The 16045-nt window shown below is 63.5% G+C and carries 13 protein-coding genes; 6 read left to right on the top strand and 7 right to left on the bottom strand.

The window, feature by feature from the left end; all coding sequences use genetic code 11:
* The first annotated feature begins 101 nt into the window (after window positions 1-101).
* The 5 genes from VGN72_07455 to VGN72_07435 all read left to right on the top strand — a co-directional run bounded on the left by VGN72_07455 (window position 102) and on the right by VGN72_07435 (window position 8308).
* Window positions 102-857 carry a hypothetical protein gene (locus VGN72_07455; GenBank protein HEV7299186.1) on the top strand — a complete coding sequence of 252 codons (756 nt, stop codon included), beginning with the start codon at window positions 102-104 and terminating at the stop codon, window positions 855-857.
* 288 nt (window positions 858-1145) lie between these two features.
* Window positions 1146-1994: a DUF1559 domain-containing protein gene (locus VGN72_07450; protein HEV7299185.1), complete on the top strand. Its 849-nt coding sequence runs from the start codon at window positions 1146-1148 to the stop codon at window positions 1992-1994.
* Between the two features lie 442 nt (window positions 1995-2436).
* Entirely contained in the window at window positions 2437-3099 is a 663-nt protein-coding gene (locus VGN72_07445; GenBank protein HEV7299184.1) for a hypothetical protein, read from the top strand.
* Window positions 3100-3304: 205 nt separating this feature from the next.
* On the top strand, window positions 3305-7264 hold the full coding sequence (locus VGN72_07440) for a GDSL-type esterase/lipase family protein (GenBank protein ID HEV7299183.1): 3960 nt from the start codon (window positions 3305-3307) through the stop codon (window positions 7262-7264).
* A 156-nt stretch (window positions 7265-7420) separates the two neighbouring features.
* Window positions 7421-8308, top strand: coding sequence for a hypothetical protein (locus VGN72_07435; GenBank protein HEV7299182.1), 888 nt, complete (start codon window positions 7421-7423; stop codon window positions 8306-8308).
* A 38-nt stretch (window positions 8309-8346) separates the two neighbouring features.
* Here the strand turns inward: VGN72_07435 and VGN72_07430 are convergent, their stop codons facing one another.
* Window positions 8347-10149, bottom strand: a complete 1803-nt coding sequence (locus VGN72_07430; protein ID HEV7299181.1) for a glycoside hydrolase family 2 TIM barrel-domain containing protein — start codon at window positions 10147-10149, stop codon at window positions 8347-8349.
* An 82-nt stretch (window positions 10150-10231) separates the two neighbouring features.
* On the opposite strand from VGN72_07430, the gene VGN72_07425 reads away from it, so the two are divergent.
* Window positions 10232-11059 (top strand): AraC family transcriptional regulator, encoded by an 828-nt coding sequence (locus VGN72_07425; GenBank protein HEV7299180.1) that lies wholly within the window; start codon window positions 10232-10234, stop codon window positions 11057-11059.
* A gap of 84 nt (window positions 11060-11143) precedes the next feature.
* On the opposite strand, the gene VGN72_07420 is transcribed toward VGN72_07425, so the two are convergent.
* From VGN72_07420 to gmd, 6 genes are all read right to left on the bottom strand, one after another.
* Complete coding sequence (locus VGN72_07420; protein ID HEV7299179.1) at window positions 11144-12166, bottom strand: SDR family NAD(P)-dependent oxidoreductase; 1023 nt, start codon at window positions 12164-12166, stop codon at window positions 11144-11146.
* A gap of 85 nt (window positions 12167-12251) precedes the next feature.
* On the bottom strand, window positions 12252-12485 hold the full coding sequence (locus VGN72_07415; GenBank protein HEV7299178.1) for a hypothetical protein: 234 nt from the start codon (window positions 12483-12485) through the stop codon (window positions 12252-12254).
* A gap of 26 nt (window positions 12486-12511) precedes the next feature.
* Entirely contained in the window at window positions 12512-12661 is a 150-nt protein-coding gene (locus tag VGN72_07410; GenBank protein HEV7299177.1) for a hypothetical protein, read from the bottom strand.
* The gene (locus VGN72_07405; protein HEV7299176.1) at window positions 12658-13956 is read right to left on the bottom strand and encodes a glycosyltransferase family 4 protein; all 1299 of its coding nucleotides are present in this window, start codon (window positions 13954-13956) and stop codon (window positions 12658-12660) included. The genes VGN72_07410 and VGN72_07405 overlap by 4 nt, the downstream gene beginning before the upstream one ends.
* Window positions 13957-13978: 22 nt before the next feature.
* Window positions 13979-14953 (bottom strand): GDP-L-fucose synthase, encoded by a 975-nt coding sequence (locus tag VGN72_07400; GenBank protein ID HEV7299175.1) that lies wholly within the window; start codon window positions 14951-14953, stop codon window positions 13979-13981.
* Window positions 14954-14995: 42 nt separating this feature from the next.
* Complete coding sequence (gene gmd, locus VGN72_07395; GenBank protein ID HEV7299174.1) at window positions 14996-16012, bottom strand: GDP-mannose 4,6-dehydratase; 1017 nt, start codon at window positions 16010-16012, stop codon at window positions 14996-14998.
* Window positions 16013-16045: the final 33 nt, after the last annotated feature.

Here is a 16045-nt window from a genome sequence, read left to right as displayed (position 1 = left end):
GAACGGGTGATACAAGGCCGGTGAGGTCGTACGTCGCACTTGGTGCGACGGCGGTGAATGCCGGTCTTCACGTCGAAGGGCAAGATTGAGGAGGAGCGTTTATGCAGCGTCCGCATTTCCTGTTTGGGGCCGTCGTCGCAACCGTGGCAAGCTTGGCCGGGATCTCCCACGCCGCGGTGATCGCCGGTAACACGGCAGACACGCAGGTAAGCGTCGCGAGCCCAACCCCCCCGACCGACGGTGGTGGCACCGTCGCGGCCGACGGCGCGGGAACCATCGACTCCGGGCGGACGTTCAGCAACATCAACAACTCGGTCTACGTCTTCCAATTGCCGAACCTGGGCGCGATTCCCGCGCCGTTCACGTCGGCCAGCTTCACGATGACGATCGCTGCCGCCAACAGCATCGACGGGTTCAACGGCGGCATCTCGCACGATCTGTACGGGCTCGGCGCCCGTCCGTCGGCGAGCGTGTCGAACACCGATTTCTTCCTGGGCGGCATCGACGCGACCGACGCCACGCCGATCCAGGACAACTTCATCAACGCGAGCAACACGAACCGGTTCGCAACCAACGTGACCAAGACGACCAGCTTGAGTGGCGACACCGCCCTGTTGGCGTACCTGAACGCGCAGTACGCCGCGGGGACCGGCATCGGCAACTACGTGTTCCTGCGCATCAACCCGGATAACCCGGCCGGGGGTGAGTTCGACCGCATTTCAAATTACAGCGCCAATGCCGTTAATGAGGCGTTTCGCCCCGTCATCAACTACACCGCCGTCGCCGTGCCGGAGCCGACCGGCCTGCTCGCGGCGGCCGTCGGGGCGCCACTGCTGATGCGGCGGCGCCGGGCGTAAGGGAACGCTATTGCCGGCGCAACGGGGCAACGCTCGTGGCGCCGCTTGACCCACTCGGTCGGAACCATGCACGGCCGGCATTCGAACGAAGGCGTTCACGCCCATCGAGCTGCTGGTGCATCGACCACCACGTCAGCCCCGCGGCGCGTAGCCGTGGCAAGTTTGAAGGACTGAGAGGGTGGTCAGCGCGTCTCACGTGCCATTGAAACCGCCCAGGCAAGTCCGGCCGTTCGGCCGACCGCCGCTGCGGAACACATATCGAACGGGTTCTGTTTTTGGAGGTTTGTCATGACTAGGAAGTCACACTCGCCCGCACGGGCCTTCACGTTGGTTGAACTGCTCGTGGTGATCGGCATCATCGCGCTGCTGATCAGCATCCTGCTGCCGAGCCTGAACAAGGCACGTGAGGCTGCGCTTGACCTACAGTGCCAGTCGAACCTGCGCCAGGTTGGTTTGGCTATGTCGTTGTACGCCAACGGAAACAAGGGATTCCTGCCCGGTGCTCGCGTCTACTATCCAACGACAGGCGAAAATCTGATGTGGTGGGAAGCCCTGCGCGACGAAGCCGGACTGCCGCTGAAGGAAAACGTCGGCGGCGCGCTTCACTGTCCCCGGGCTCAAGAGGGTGGGTTCACGCACTACGCGGCCCACCCGCGCATGGTGCCTAACCTCGAAGCGAACCGACTCGATCCGGCGACAGGTTACACCCGCCCGTATGCCCATTACCGGGTGGCTAGGGCCAAGCGCGCCTCTGAGGTCGTGCTTGCGTTCGACGCGGGGCAAATCCTGTTTGATACCGGGTGGGGCGAAGTGCCGTTCGGAAATGCAGTTTGGGAGCCCGAAGCCCTCGACAGCAATCGCGTCTATTGGCAGGGGCTGGTATTGGATAGTGGGAACATGGCTGACCAGGGTAACCCTGCCGTATTCGGCTCGCTAGGCGATGCCAACCTAGACGTCACGGGCTGGGGCAACTACGGCGGTCGCGCGAACGTACGCTTCCGTCACAAGAAGAACTCGACCGCAAACTTCGTCTTCGTCGACGGCCACGTCGCGCCACTTCAACTGAAGCGGAACAACGTCGGCACCGTCATCGATGGCGGCGAGCTGAAGCATGGGAACGTATGGGTCGCGCAGTAATGGGTTCCCGACCGAGGTGCGGGTGAGCCACCAGATGCTCACCCGCACCTCAGTCGTCTGTGGTCTGTCGACCCACCATGGTGACGAAGGACGGCTCGACCGCCGAAGCGGTGAAGGGCGTGAACTGCTCGGCATGAACCTCCTGGTCCCGCAGTAAGGACCGGCAACGCCGGATGCGAGCCGCAACGGGTTCTAGCACGAAACACTGAACCATAAAACGTTGGGGAACCCAAGGTCGGAGACGCCCAAGTCGGGCGCAACCCGGGGCACCCGGCGTCAGATTTAGCCGAACGTCGCGTTTTTTGCCTTGACGGCCTCGTGAGCGTCCAGACGCGTTCAATCGCTCGGTTACGAGATTTTGGCCTACCGCATCGTCGTGCGGGCGGCGCGTTTCACGTCTCACTCTTAGGAGGATTTCATGGTGAATGGTCGATTGGGAATCATGGCTTTTGCGTCGTTGGCGATCGGATTGGCCGGCGCGGCCCGTGGGGCGTTCGTGGTGAACGACTTTGACGGCACGGCGAACCTCACGTTCTCGGCGGCTGGGGGATCGATCGTCACCGTCGCCGACTCGGCCGATGCCAGTGACGACCTGGAACTTCGGATCGAGTCGGCGTTCAGCACGAGCGGCACGTTCACGCAGTTCGCCAAGTCGAGCGGCCTCGGTCGGACCGGGGCGACGATCGAGGCGCTGCTGAACGGGACGAGCATCGACCTGACGCTGTCCCGCTTCGACGCCGACACCGCCGTGCCGCAGGCATTCAACTTTCGGCTCGTCGCCAACTCGAACGCCAACAACTTTGGCTACGTCGGCCTGGCAGCGGTCGCGGTGCCGGCGACCGCCGGCACGGTGAACTTCTCGTACGATTACTCGGCGAACACCGCGTTCAAGGGCGCGCTCGACGCATACGCTGCCGGTGGGGGGACGTTCTTCGAGTTCTTTTTCGACAACTCGGGCTTTCCGGGCATCACCAAAGCGCAGACGTTTTACGTCGATGATGTGACCGTCCAAGCTGCCGTACCCGAGCCCACCGGCGCGGCGATCAGTGCCGTGGCGGTGGCGCTGGCGGCGCTCGGGCGGCGGCGGCGGCGGTCGCTTCTGTGAGCGCATGGTACGGCGGGCTGCCAACCCGACGGGGTGAAAGGACGACCGGCGGTGTGGGACATCAGTCATGACCGCAAACAGGTTATGGCAGGGGGGGGCCGTACACCCGTGTTCTCCGCTCGTTCGGCGTATGACGACATGGGCGAGTAATCCGTCTCTTGCACACCAAGCACTTTTGATCCCGCTTCCAAGGATCCGACCCAACATGCGCACCCTCATCACGCGACTGGTCCTCTCCGTCATGCTCACCTTCATCACCCGTTCCGCGCTCGCCGCCGATGCGCCGCGGTGGGCGCCGTTGTACGAGCCGGGCAACGGCGGGGCGACGGTGTCGCTGCGGGTCAGCCCGCACGATTCGCGGCGCATCCTGTCGGGCGGGGACATGCTGTCGATGGCGCTCTCGACCAATGCGGGCGAAACGTGGCAGTCGACCTTCGGGTTTAAGAGTTACGAGATGGCGGACGTCACGTTCCACCCGACGGACCCGAACGTCGTCTGGGCCGGCACGATGAGCGGGCCGTACAAGAGCGTGGATGGGGGGCTGAACTGGACCGAGCAGCGCAGCGGCTTCCCGCCGATCAGTGGTGGCACTTACAGCGCCGCCGTCGAGCGCGTGCTGTTCGATCCGAACAACGTTCGCCGACTGATCGCCATCGGGGGCTCGAGCCGCCGGTGGGCGCAGTCGGACTCGTTCGGCGGAGTCTGGGAGAGCACCGACGCTGGCGACACCTGGCGGCACATCGCCACGGTGACGAACGACGGATCGACGCCGGAAGCGATCAAGGGCGGCGTGAACCTCGTCGCCGGTTCCTTCCTTGCGGGCTCCAGCACTCGGCTTGCGGCATTGGGCAATGGGCAGGGCTTCTACCTGTCGGAAGATGGTGGGAAGACCTGGGCAAAGCACAATGCCGGCCTGCCGCACACGAACGTGGCACGGCTGGCGACCCATCCGACCGATCCGGACACGTTATGGGTTTCGCTTGGCGCGGCGAAGCCATCAGGCGAAGCACAGCACCTGCCTGGTGGCATCTTCAAGAGCACGGACGGCGGACGCTCATGGACCAGCATCAGTGGCAACCTGCCGCAAGATCGTAGCGACGGCTATCACTTTACGGCGCACTACAATGCGCTGGCAGTATCGCCCATCGATTCGAACGTCATCTGGACCAGCGACGCCCGCTGGAACACCGGTGTGCTCTACCGCACCACCAACGGCGGCGCCACTTGGACGCCGGTCGGCACGAAGCAGAACATCGGACAGGACGAATCCGACCCGACCCGCCGGTCCCTGTTGGATGCCGCCCCCATCATCACCGCGACGTTCGCCGGCGCCGCGCTGAGCAACATGGAAGCCGACCCGAAGGACCCGCTGGTCGCCTACGGCTTCGGCACCGAGTACCTGCTGCGCACGACGGATGGCGGAAAATCCTGGACTGACATCACCGCGTTCCGCCCAGACGAATCAAAGAAAGACCACTGGCGCGGCCGCGGGTTTACCGGGTGGTGTGCGACGAACGTCGTGTTCAACCCGTACGTGAAGGGGCAGAGCATCATTCAAGCGATGGACGCCGCCCGTGCGTGGATCAGCGACGACGACCTCAAGAGCTGGCGTTACAGCACCAGTGAGCCAAACCCCTGGCTTGGCGGCACCGACGCCGCGTTCACCAAAGATGGCCGCATCTACGTGACGACCGGCCAGCATGGTGACTTCAACGGTATTCTGCGCAGCAGCGACGGTGGCGCGAACTGGACCGTGCTGAGCGGCGCGACCCGCGGCCTGCCTGATGCCGGCTTCGGCAAGCGGCCCGAAAGCAACGGCATCTACGCGCACCCGGACGACGCCATGCGCGTGTGGGTCACGGTCGGCGGCAAGCTGCTTGGGTCCACCGACGCTGGCGAGCGATGGACGCCCATCGATGGTGCGCCCGCTGGCAGCGTCTGGATCGCGGCCGACCCCACAGAGGCAGGGCGCTTCTACGTGTCGGCGAAGAATGGCGTGTATGTGACGAGCGACGGGAGAACCTTTACCAACATCGGCGGCCCCAAGCCAGCCGGGCGTGGACGCATCAACTGCGACTCGGTCGGCAACGTGTATGCATGCCAGTGGCGCGATGGAAGACCCGGCGTCTGGCGATACGACGCAGCGGGTAGGATGTGGACGCGGCTGCTGGATGAACACTTCGCGTTTGAGGTGAATGCCGACCCGTTCGACCCAAATCGACTGGCGTTGATCACTAACGACGATCCGTACCACGACCACACCGGCGCCACTGGCGTATGGCTGAGCGCCGACGCGGGCAAGACCTGGGCGCCGGCCAACGATCAGTTGCCCATGTTGCGAGGGCAGGCGATCGCATTCGACCCGCACACGCCGGGGCGCCTGGTGGTGGGTACGTTCGGGCGCGGGTTCTTCATTGCGACGTGGAACAAGGCGTTTGTGCCGGCCGGCACGCGATCGTACAAGTCGACCGAGGATGATCGCTTGGCCGTCGCGCCGCCCCATCCCGCGATGGAGGGCAGCGTGTTGGCCAACGGCAACATGAACGACGGCAGCGTTGTGCCTGTCGGTTGGTCCGGCTCGTGGGGCGACGTGGTCGCAGCGCGCGACACCGACGTGTTTAGATCGGCGCCTGCATCGCTGCGCATCGATCCGTCGAAGGCGGGTGGCTCGGGCCAGGCTTTTCAACAGATCGAAGGGTTGGAGGGCAAGTCGTTCAGGCTCAGCGGCTTCGTGAAGAGCGAGGGCAACGCGCGGGTGAACGTGGCCGTGCAGTCGTTCGACGAGGGCTGGACGAAGAACGAGTTTCGCCAGGCGAAGTACGTGCAGGACGAAACCGATTGGAGCGAGTTCTCCACCAGCATCGAACTGCCCGAGTGGGCCGCGCGGTCCAACGTGTTGTTGATGATTGAAGGCGATGGTCGGGCGTGGCTGGACGACGTAAAACTGACGCCGACAGCACCCGCGCCGATCAGGAGCGCTTCTGAACCGCTGGTGTTGTTGAACGCGTCGTTCGACCAAGGTAGCGATCAACCAGTGGGCTGGGTCGATCACTGGGGCGATGCCAAGGTCTCGCGCGACGCCACCGAGGGGGGCGACAAGCCAGGCGCGCTGCGCGTGGATGTGAATGGCAAGCAGGGTCAGGCATCGCAGCGCATCACCGCCGACCCCGGCACCACATTCACGATTCATGGCCGCGTGAAGACCACCGGCGACGTGAAGGTGAATTTTGCGATCCAACCCATGGCGGCCACCGGGACGCCGATCGAGTTCGTACAAGTGAAGTACGCGCAGGGAACGAACGATTGGGCGGAGGCATCCAAGCAGATCACACTGCCGGCGAAGACGGCGTCGTTCGGCGTCGTGCTGTTGGCCGAGGGAACTGGCTCCGCGTGGCTTGACGACGTGTCGATCACCGCAGCCAACGTTCCCGTCGCCCTCAACGCCGCGCCTGAGCCGGCAAAGATGGACCCTAGCAATCCGCTCTTCACCAGTCCCACCGCCGGCAAGCCCACCGAGCCGGCGTGGGGCTTTTGGGAGCAGCATCCTACCGCATGGCAAAGCCGGCACAATGAGTTCCTTGCACGCACGAAGCAGGGGGACGTGGGGGTCGTGTTCCTCGGCGATTCGATTACCCAAGGTTGGGGCAGCGAGGGCAAGGACATCTGGGATGCCCGGTTCGCGCCCGTGAAATCCGTCAACTACGGAATTGGCGGTGACAGCACACGGCAGGTGCTGTGGCGCATTGCAAACGGCGAGTTGGACGAATTGAAGCCGAAGCTGGTCGTTTTGATGATCGGCACCAACAACCTCTATGGCCCACCCAACGGCGGGAACGACGAGGACATCGCCGCGGGCGTTCTGGAATGTGTGAAAGCGATTTGCGCCAAGTTGCCAGACGCGAAAGTGCTGCTGCTGGGCATCTTGCCGCGCCAGAACGAATACTTTTGCAATCGCATCGAAAAAATCAACGCGATGATCCAGCGCGACCTGCCCGCGATCGCAGGCGATGCCGTGACGTATCTCGATCTAACCGACACGTTCTCGGTCGCGCCCGGACGCGTCGTGACGTCACTGTTCGCGCAAGATGAACTACATCTGTCATCGGCCGGCTATGCCGCGTGGGCTGAAGCGATGGCGCCGGCCTTTGATGCCTTGGTGAAGTGAGTGGCACCGCCATCCGTTGCATGATGAAGGTGCCGCGCGTGCGGACACGCCAATAGAACCCTCCCGGGCTGCTGCAGGAAAATTGCCCCGCCGCCATTTGAGAGTGTGCGCGCTACGTTGCTTGAGCTACGCTTGAAGAGCAGGCACGGAGGCCGCATGGTGCGAAGTGATGAAACGCCGGACGACGTAGCGCCGCGCGCGAAGGCGTTGATGGTTCACGAGCGGCTCTGCGAGACGTACGGGTGCCCGATCCCGTACTTCCACTCGTTGGACCCACTGAGCGAGCTGATCTCCTCCATCCTGTCGCATCGCACGCGTAACGCCGACAGCGGCAGGGCGTTCAAGGCATTGCGCGCAGCGTACGCTGATTGGGCCACCGTGCGCGACGCGCCGACGTTGGATGTGGAACGGGCTATCGGCGCTGTGACCTGGCCGGAACAAAAGGCGCCGCGCATCCAGCGCATCCTTCAAGAGATCACCAGCCGTCGTGGAGAGCTATCGCTGGCGTTCCTCGGCGACATGGACGTACCTGGGGCGCGTGCGTGGCTGGAGACGCTGCCGGGCGTGGGGCCGAAGACGAGTGCGGCGGTGCTGTCGTTCAGCACGTTGCGCAAGGCAGCGCTGCCGGTCGACAGTCATCATCACCGGGTGGCCGTCCGGTTGGCCCTAATCCCTGCGGACGTGCCGGTCGGTCCATCGCACGTGCTGCTGGCAGCGCAGCTGCCGGCAGACTGGTCGGCGCAGCAGGTCTACGACAACCATGAAGTGATGATGCTGCACGGTCAGCGCTGCTGCTTCCACGCCAATCCCGCCTGCGAACGGTGCCCCGTCCTCGATCTCTGCCCGACCGGTCAGGCACGCCAGACGCTGACGGCAGCCACAAACCGCGCGCGAGACCGTGGGCGCGGCGAGCGAGCGCCGAAGCAACCGACTGAGACGATCGAAAAGCCAGTCGAACCGCCCCCAGCCGCGACGCCGCCGCAGCGGCAAAGGCGTGCTAGTGGCGAGGCATCTCGGGAGGATCGGCAGGGCTGGCTGTTTTAGACGCGGCGTATGGTGTTGGGCTCAAGCCGCAGATTCGGTTACACGATCATCTTTTCGATCGCAGCCGTTTTCGTCTGGATGCGGTGGACGCGCTCCATGTCGAACTTCACGTCGCGATCGAACAGGTAGATGCCGTTCTGCTCCTGGAACACATCGGTCAACTGCGTGTAGCAGTAGCCGAACATGTTGGGGTCATCCAGAAGCACGTCGCACAGTCCTTCGAAGCGTGCGTACCACTCTTCGATCGTCGCCGGCTTTTGCCCGTAGCCCCACGAGTCTTCACCGGGCCGGGCCGCCGGGTTCCACCAGATGCCACCGAACTCGCTGACGAAGAACGGTTGCCCACGGTAGGGCGTGCTCTGCCGTTGCTTCTCCGTGCCAATCTTGTTCTCGAACGGCCTACCGTCGGCGAGCGTTCGTTGGTTGGCGGCGAACTTGGCAGGGTCCTGCTCGTAGTCGTGGCAATCGTAGACATCCGTCTCGGGCACGCGGTGGGCGTAGCCGGAGGCGTCGAGTACCGGGCGGGTCGGGTCCGCCGCTTTCGCGGCCAGAAACATTGCGCGCGTGACGTCGTCCAGCACGCCCATGCCATCGTGGATCGCCTGGTGCGTCTCGTTCAGACCGCACCAACCAATGATGCTAGGGTGCGAGTAATCACGGGCTAGTGCCTCCAGCCACTCCGTGACATACGCCGTGCTGGGACGCTGGTGGTCGTGGCTGGGCCCAAAGCCACCGGACCCCCAGTCAGGAAATTCGCCCCAGCACAGGTAACCGAATCGGTCGGCGTGGTAGAGGAAGCGTTCCTCAAACACCTTCTGGTGCAGCCGTGCGCCGTTGAACCCAGCCGCGATGCTCAATTCGATGTCGCGCTTGAGGTCGTCGTCCGACGGCGCAGTCATGATACCATTGGCGTAGTATCCCTGGTCCAGCACGAGGCGCTGGAAGACCGGCTTGCCGTTGATCTTGATCGCCATGCCGTCGATCGCGACAGAGCGAAGGCCCGCGTAGCTGGTGGCCGTGTCGACGACGGTGCCGCTGCCGTCCAGCAGTTCCAGCTTCAGGTCGTACAGGTGTGGCTTCAGCGGTTCCCAAAGGATCCGATGGCGTTCGGGCACGTTCAAAGTGACCTGTGGCGCGAAGTCGAATGCTGCGGATGCGGTCGCTGTGACCTTCACCTCAGGGCGCGTGGCGTCGGAGAGGGTGACGCGCACCTGGCTGCCGCGCGCGTTGCCGCTGACCGGGACGACCATGTGGAACGCGCCGTTAGCGACGTCGGGCGTTATGCGCGGCCGATGCATGTGCAGCTTGGCAACGGGCTCCATCCAGGCCGTCTGCCAGATGCCGGTGGTGCGCGTGTAGTGGCACCCCGCGTTGCCGAAACTGCGCGATTGCTTGCCCATGGGTTTCGGATGACGCCAGTCGTCGCGCGCACGCACGACGATCGTCGCCGGCTCGCCGGGCTGCACATGATCCGTGACGTCCGCCGAGAAGGGGGTAAAGCCACCGCGATGTCGCGCCACCTCGACGCCGTTCACCCAGACGGTCGTCTCGTAATCGCAGGCCTGAAAGTGCAGCAACACGCGGCGTCCCGTCCAAGTCGCCGGCACCGTGATTGATCGCCGATACCAAACGGCAAGCATACGATCGACGTGACCGATGCCCGAGAGCGTGGATTCGGGACAGAACGGCACAATGATCTCGCCGCTGAGGTCACGGCTCAACAATCCGCGATCGATCCCGGAGTCGCCGGGGTCAATCTCGAACTGCCATTTGCCATTCAAACAGAGCCAATCGGCACGTGCGAACTGAGGACGTGGGTACTCATTGCGCGGGATGCTCATTGAAGTGATTCCTTTGTCATTTGCCATCGTCGCGATAGCGTTCGATTGACTATGAAGCAAGGGCAGGCGAAAAACCATCGGTATGAATGACAAATACCTTCGCGAGACCCACATGATCGGCCGCCGGACGCGGGAGCGCATTGTTGGGTCAAGTAGCTATCCGGCACTGGCGAAGACCGGCATTACATTGACCGGGCTATCGCAGGCGGCGGTTGGGTTTCGGTTCGTTCGTGTCAGTCCGCTGATCGTGCAGGTCCTGGTGTGCGAAGGGGGTGCTGGCGAGGTTTGGGTGGCTGGGAAGTGGCTACTGTGCGGCGAGGGACAGGCGTACGTGACGGGGCAACGCTGTCCGCACGGGTACCGCGCGATCCGAGGAAAGGTGTGGTCGTTGGCGTGGGTGCAATATGCCGGCGATGCGGAGGACGTCGTTGCCGAACCGCGGCTGCAAGCGGTCGACCCGCAGCCCATCGCCTCGGCGATCTTCGGGTTGTACCGCGAGTGGCATGGCTTGGCCGACCCGGCGGCGCTTTCGTCGTGGGCTCACCTGGTTGATCTGCACGCCCGCCGGATCCTTGGCCCTATGGAGGTCGACCAGCGACTAAGCCAGCTATGGGAGACGGTTGCGACCGACCTATCGCGCCCGTGGTCGCTCGCGATGCTGGCGGACGCCGCCCGTGTTAGTCCCGAACACCTTCGGCGGCTCTGCCACGCGCGGCACGGCCGCAGCCCACTGCGCCATCTGGCCCACCTGCGCCTCCGCCGCGCCGCGGAACAACTGGCATCGGGGCGATTGAAGGTATCCACCGTCGCGGCACAGGTCGGCTATTCCAATGCATTCGCGTTTGCCACGGCATTCCGGCGCGAGCTCGGCATTTCCCCATCCACTTGCCGTGTACGGGTAATGTCGTGACGGGTTTAGCCGGGGCGACCCCGTCTAGGCTCGGAGCCGGAGCGAAATCGAAATGAAGTGATTGACCTGCGACGAAATTGGCCCTCAAGCCTTATCGCCTGGCAACCGGTAGAGGTGCCCGTACTCCTTGTACCATCCAACGAACTTTCGCAATCCTTCGGCGAGCGTGGTCTTCGGTTGATAACCCAGCTCCGACTGCGCCCGCGATAGATCGGCGAACGTGCGTTCGACGTCGCCCAATTGCGCAGGTCGCTTATCGAGAATGGCCTTTTTCCCGATGGCTCGCTCCAGTTCCTCGATCAACTGCAACAGCGTCACCGGGCTGCTGCCACCCAGGTTGTAAACGCGGTAGCGATCGCAGCGGTCGAGCGACTTCATGATGCCATCGACGATGTCGTCGACGAACGTGTAGTCACGGCTGGTGCTGCCGTCGCCGAAGAAGGGCAGCGGCTGGCCCGCGCTGATGAGGCGTGTGAACTTGTGGATCGCCAAATCGGGGCGCTGGCGCGGTCCATAGACGGTGAAGAAACGCAGGCAGAAGATCGGCAGCTTGTACAAGTGCCAGAATGTGTAGCAGAGCAGCTCGCCGGCCCGCTTCGTGGCGGCGTATGGGCTGATGGGCTCACCGACCGGGTCGTTCTCGCTGAACGGCACCTTGGCGAGGTTGCCGTAGACGCTCGAACTGCTCGCGAACACGAACTTGCCCACACCATGGCTTACGGCCGCCTGAAGCAGGTGAGTCGTGCCCTCGACGTTCACGCGCGCGTAGTACGCCGGCTGCTCGATGCTCGGCCGTACGCCTGCCATCGCAGCCAGGTGCAGGATGGCGACGGGTTTGATCTTGCCAACAAGCGCGTCGATCGCAGTGCCGTTGGTGATGTCGATTTCCTCGACGTCGATGCGCTCGCCCGACGAAATGCTGGCGAGGTTGAGTTCCTTCCACGATCGGTCGTAGAAGTCGCTGAAGTTGTCGATGCCGACCACGTGATAACCCCGCGCCAGCAGTTGCTGGGCCGCGTGCGATCCGATGAAGCCGGCGGCGCCGGTAACGAGAATGTGGGGACGGTTGGTCGACACGCGGTGTTCCTGCTGGTTTGCGGATGACATGGTCGGCGAGGGTGCGACCCCGCGAGTCTATATACGCGTCAACCCCGTCTTTGTTTGCATCCTCAGCGGCGCAATCGCGAAAACTTCAGGGTTGCGCTTCGATGTAGATGTCGGCCTTGTGGCGGGTGACATACACCTTGAAGTCGCGGTACAGCAGGACCTTGAACACCTCGTCCCACGGGAACGCGCGCGTGTGGTAGACCTTGATGCGATAGCCACCGGCCACTCCATTCATGCCACCCGTGTCACCCATGTAGTAGCGGAGCTGCTCACCCACATCAACCGTGGGCGGCGGGGTCGTCGGTGTGTTTTCGGCCATAGCATTGTGCTGCGAGGGCGCTCGGCTCAGGCGTCGATGATATCGGTTGCCGAGCCGCCTTCAATGGCCGGGGTCGGTTGTTCTAGCGGCACGCGCGCCTCGCGGACCTCGCGACTACAGCCGGTGGTCGAGATCAACAACGTCGTCGCGGCGATGAGGAGCGTAAACCTGATCATGGGTTGGCCTCTTGTAGAGCCGTGCGTGCCAGTGGCGCGTCAACGGAGGGGTTGACGAGTAACGACAATAGCGCGTCAAACTGCGGCAGCGTTCGCAGATCGCAGTAGGCGGCATCGAACGCAGCCCGTGCATTGCGCCGCAGCGTCGCCGTGCGCTCCGCATCCGCCGCCAGAGCCGTCAGTTGATCGACCAGAGCTTGGGTTTGGCCCGCGCGCAGGCTCACGCCGCAGTCGAACCGTGTGATCGCGTCATCCACGTTGCTGCCAGCAGGACCGACGTAAACGACCGGCAGCGCCATTGCCAAGTTCGAATGGAGCTTGCTGGGGCTCATTATGCCAAGCGCGTCGTCGCGCAGCGTAATGAGCGCCACCTGCGCGGTGTTCATCACCGCCGGCGTTTGTTCTTTCGGCACATATGTGTGCAGCAGGACGTTGTCGAGCAATCGCTCACGCTTCGTCTGCTCGATCTGCTTCCATCGCGATCCGCCACCGACGAACAGGAAGCGCACATTTGTGCCGCGCAGCTGCTCGGCCGCCTCCAGCACGGTCTCGAACGTGTGGCCGACGCCGGTGTTGCCGAGGTACAGCACGACGAACTTGCCCTGCAGGTCGAGCGCCGCCGCTTCCGGCCACGTTTGTTTCGGCGCGTCGGCGGGGAAGAACGAGGCATCTTCCCAGTTCGGAATGATCGTTGCCGGCGGCCGTTCGGGCGATGGCGCATACTGCGACATCAGCAGGTCTACCATGGCGGTGTCGAGACAGACGAGGTGGTCGACCTTTCGATACAGCAGGCGGTTCGTCAGGCGCAACACGCGACTTAGGACGCCACCTTTGCGGATGATGTTGGCCCGCTCGACCACGTCGGGGTAGCAGTCCATGTTCCATAGCACCAGCTTGGTTCGCCGGTGGAACAACTTGTGTAGCAGTGCGGTCAGCGCGATGTACGGCGGCGTGGTGAGCGAGACGATCACGTCTTGCCGAGGCATCGTCAGCAGTTGGCAGCTGGCGGCGAGGTAGAAGGATGCATAATCGATCAACCGCTTAACCAGGGTCGCTTTACCCAATCGTGGCGTCCACATCCGGCGCACGTTAGGCGTCCTGTCGACTGCCGATGCCGTGGGATCTGCGTCACCCGTCGCGTCCTTCGGCACGCCACCGGCGACGTAGCCGCCACTGCTGGTGACGACCGTGACGTCGTCGCCGATCCGCGCTCGATGATCCGCCAGCGACGCCGACAGCTGGGCCGTGGGGCTGACATCGGGCCGATAGAACTGGTTGATGATCGTGAGGCGCATCGTTTGGGTGGGTCGCGACCGTCTACGAACTGGCGCGGGCGAAATGCCGTTCGGTGAAGGAGTCGCGGTGGGCTTCGAACCAGTCGACGGTCTTGCGCATGCCCTCTTCGAGCGACGTGCCGGCCGTCCAGCCGAGAACGCGCTTGGCGCGCTGCACGTCGAGGCACCGGCGGGGTTGGCCGTCGGGCTTGGTGGGGTCCCAGACGACTTGGCCCTTGTATCCAGTCGTGGTGGCGACCAGTTCGGTCAGGTCCTTGATGGTGATCTCCCGGCCGCTGCCGAGGTTCACGGGCTCCGGCGAGCTGTAGTTCTCCATCGCGCGGATGATGCCGTCGGCACAGTCTTCCACGTACAGGAACTCGCGGCTGGCCTTGCCGGTGCCCCAGGCACTGACGTTGGGGGCGCCGGCCTCACGTGCTTCGACGTACTTGCGGATGAGCGCCGGAATGACGTGGCTGCTGTGTAAATCGAAGTTGTCGCGCGGGCCGAAGAGGTTCACCGGCAGCAGGTAGATGCCGTCCAGCCCGTACTGCGCGCGGTAGGCTTCCAGCATCACCAGCAGGGCCTTCTTCGCGATTCCGTAGGGGGCGTTCGTCTCCTCGGGATAACCTATCCAGAGGTCTTCTTCCTTGAACGGCACCGGCGTGAACTTCGGGTAGGCGCAGATCGTGCCCACTTGCACGAACTTCTTCAGGCCGAACTTGCGCGCGCCCTCGATCAGGTGCATGCCCATCGCCATGTTGGCGAACATGAATCGACCGGGATTGTCGCGATTGGCGCCAATGCCCCCGACCTCCGCCGCCAGGTGCAGGATGACCGCGGGCTTGTACTGGGTGTAGAGGCGGTAAGCGTCGGCCTCGGTCGTCAGGTCGAAGTCCTTCCGCCGCGGCACGACGATGTCGTTGTAACCTTTTGCCTTCAGTTGATCGACGACAAACGACCCAAGGAACCCGGCCCCACCGGTGACGATAATTCGGTCTGATTTAGCGATCGGCATCGTTGATCTCGATCAAAATTAGAGAGGACGCGCAAGCGGCAGCTACTTCTCCGAATTCGCGACCAGTTTCTCTCGCTTGGCGAGTTTCCAATCGCATTCGGTCATCATTTTAGCCAATTGTTTGAACGTGACCTTCGGCTCCCACTTCAGCACGCGCTTGGCCTTGGCGGGATCGCCCAGGAGCAGGTCGACCTCGGTGGGGCGGAAATAGCGTGGGTCGACCTCGACGTACTTGTTCCAGTCCAGGTCGAGGTGGCCGAACACCTCGTCGAGGAACTCGCGCACGCTGTGCGTCTCGCCCGTGGCCAGCACGTAATCGTCGCCGGTGGGCTGCTGCAGCATTAGCCACATGCCCTCGACGTAATCTCCGGCGAAGCCCCAGTCGCGCTTGGCGTCCAAGTTGCCGAGGAACAGCTTGTCCTGCAGGCCTTCCTTGATGCGTGTGGCGGCGCGGGTGATCTTGCGCGTCACGAAGGTCTCGCCGCGCCGCGGTGACTCGTGGTTAAACAAGATGCCGTTGCTGGCGTGCATGCCGTAGGCTTCGCGGTAGTTCAGCGTCTGCCAATAGCTGTAGACCTTCGCGCAGGCGTACGGCGAGCGGGGGTAGAAGGGCGTGGTCTCCGTTTGCGGCGTCTCGACGACCTTGCCGTACATCTCGCTGCTGCTGGCTTGGTAAAACTTGATGGGCAGTCCGGTGTCGCGGATGGCTTCCAGCAGGTTCATCGTGCCCAGCGCGTCACTGGCGACGGTGTAAACGGGCTGGTCGAAGCTGACGCGCACGTGCGACTGGGCGCCAAGGTTGTACACCTCGTCCGGCTTCACGCGGGTCAGAATCTCGCGCAGGCCCATGCCGTCAACCAGATCGCCGTAGTGCAGGAACAGCTTGGCCTTCGGATCGTGCGGGTCGCGATACAGGTGATCGAGACGCTCGGTGTTAAATGAACTACTTCGGCGGACGATGCCGTGAACCTGATATCCCTTTTGCATCAACAGCTCGGCAAGGTACGAGCCGTCCTGCCCAGTGATGCCCGTGATTAGCGCCTTCTTCTCGTTCGCCATTGACCCTTCCTAAGTGGTGGAACCCGATTCTGC

It is taken from the genome of Tepidisphaeraceae bacterium (genome assembly GCA_035998445.1).
Taxonomy (GTDB): Bacteria; Planctomycetota; Phycisphaerae; order Tepidisphaerales; family Tepidisphaeraceae; genus DASYHQ01.
The sequence above is the reverse complement of the archived record's forward strand: the minus strand, read 5'-3'. Positions and strand labels throughout refer to the sequence as shown.

Bases quoted from the DNA above. Each gene is read 5' to 3' on its own strand.
- VGN72_07455 (HEV7299186.1), top strand. From the start codon at position 102: ATGCAGCGTCCGCATTTCCTGTTTGGGGCCGTCGTCGCAACCGTGGCA.
- VGN72_07450 (HEV7299185.1), top strand. From the start codon at position 1,146: ATGACTAGGAAGTCACACTCGCCCGCACGGGCCTTCACGTTGGTTGAA.
- VGN72_07445 (HEV7299184.1), top strand. From the start codon at position 2,437: ATGGCTTTTGCGTCGTTGGCGATCGGATTGGCCGGCGCGGCCCGTGGG.
- VGN72_07440 (HEV7299183.1), top strand. From the start codon at position 3,305: ATGCGCACCCTCATCACGCGACTGGTCCTCTCCGTCATGCTCACCTTC.
- VGN72_07435 (HEV7299182.1), top strand. From the start codon at position 7,421: ATGGTGCGAAGTGATGAAACGCCGGACGACGTAGCGCCGCGCGCGAAG.
- VGN72_07430 (HEV7299181.1), bottom strand. From the start codon at position 10,149: ATGAGCATCCCGCGCAATGAGTACCCACGTCCTCAGTTCGCACGTGCC.
- VGN72_07425 (HEV7299180.1), top strand. From the start codon at position 10,232: ATGAATGACAAATACCTTCGCGAGACCCACATGATCGGCCGCCGGACG.
- VGN72_07420 (HEV7299179.1), bottom strand. From the start codon at position 12,166: ATGTCATCCGCAAACCAGCAGGAACACCGCGTGTCGACCAACCGTCCC.
- VGN72_07415 (HEV7299178.1), bottom strand. From the start codon at position 12,485: ATGGCCGAAAACACACCGACGACCCCGCCGCCCACGGTTGATGTGGGT.
- VGN72_07410 (HEV7299177.1), bottom strand. From the start codon at position 12,661: ATGATCAGGTTTACGCTCCTCATCGCCGCGACGACGTTGTTGATCTCG.
- VGN72_07405 (HEV7299176.1), bottom strand. From the start codon at position 13,956: ATGCGCCTCACGATCATCAACCAGTTCTATCGGCCCGATGTCAGCCCC.
- VGN72_07400 (HEV7299175.1), bottom strand. From the start codon at position 14,953: ATGCCGATCGCTAAATCAGACCGAATTATCGTCACCGGTGGGGCCGGG.
- gmd (HEV7299174.1), bottom strand. From the start codon at position 16,012: ATGGCGAACGAGAAGAAGGCGCTAATCACGGGCATCACTGGGCAGGAC.